2 protein-coding genes are annotated in these 1,228 nt (G+C 48.0%); both read left to right on the plus strand.

The genetic code is table 11. The features are described from left to right. Positions 1–865, plus strand: an 865-nt coding sequence (locus tag R7Q47_RS25235) for a sodium ion-translocating decarboxylase subunit beta (RefSeq protein ID WP_318090073.1), incomplete at its 5' end; no start/stop codon positions are given. Between the two features lie 152 nt (positions 866–1,017). After that, on the plus strand, positions 1,018–1,228 hold a 211-nt coding region (locus R7Q47_RS25240), incomplete at its 3' end, for an alcohol dehydrogenase catalytic domain-containing protein (RefSeq protein WP_411912886.1).

Genomic DNA, 1,228 nt, shown 5'->3' on the forward strand with positions numbered 1-1,228 from the left:
TGGTGCGATGACGGACTTTGGCGCATTGATCGCGAACCCGAAAACTCGTTGGTTAGGTGCGGCTGCGCAGTTTGGTATTTTTGCGACCTTGTTTGGGGCGATTTTGCTTAACTTTGTGCCAGGGATGGAATTCTCGATGGCAGATGCATCATCGATCGCCATCATCGGTGGTGCTGATGGTCCAACGGCGATCTTCTTGGCCAGCAAGTTGTCGCCAGACTTATTGGGGGCGATTGCGGTAGCGGCATACAGCTACATGGCATTAGTTCCGATCATTCAACCGCCAATTATGAAAGCGCTGACTACCAAAGAAGAGCGTGAAATCAAAATGGCACAGCTTCGTCATGTTGGTAAGTGGGAAAAAGTGTTCTTCCCGATGGCCGTGCTGTTGATGACGATTCTGTTCCTACCTTCTGCGACGCCATTGGTTGGTATGTTCTGTCTCGGTAACCTGATGCGTGAAGCGGGTGTGGTGGATCGTTTATCGAAAACTGCACAAAATGAACTGATCAATATTGTGACTATCTTCTTGGGTTTAGGGGTAGGCTCGAAACTGCAAGCTGACCAGTTCTTAAATTTGGAAACATTAGGCATTCTTGGTCTAGGCGCTGTAGCGTTCAGTATCGGTACAGGCGCAGGTGTTCTCATGGCTAAGCTTCTTAATAAGTTCTCAGAAGAGGACATCAACCCACTCATTGGCGCGGCAGGGGTGTCTGCCGTACCTATGGCTGCGCGTGTGGTGAACAAAGTCGGGCTTGATGCAAACCCTCAAAACTTCTTGTTGATGCATGCGATGGGACCAAACGTAGCGGGTGTACTTGGCTCCGCGGTAGCGGCAGGTATTCTGTTGGCCTTGGTTGGATAAAGACTCTTGTAACACGTAAATACAGTTATCGTGTTGAAGATAAAATTATCAACCAATTTACATGCTTGCCATTAACTTGGTTAAACAAAATGGTTTATAGTCAAAGGGATGCTCCGGCATCCCTTTTTTATTTGTCCCTCAGGGAGTGAGTTATGGAACATAAACAGATTGTTATCACTGAGTTTGGCGACGCCAATGTTCTGGCGATTCAAAGCGCTGAAACTCCGATCCCTAAGTCTGGCGAAGTGTTGGTCAAGGTGCATTATGTTGGCGTTAATCCTATCGATGTCAAAACACGAGCGGGACTTGGCTGGGCTGCTTCCCAGAATAAAGACAAACTGCCTTGGGTGCCAGGTTACGATA

The sequence above is a fragment of the Vibrio sp. Vb0349 genome, from assembly GCF_033338975.1.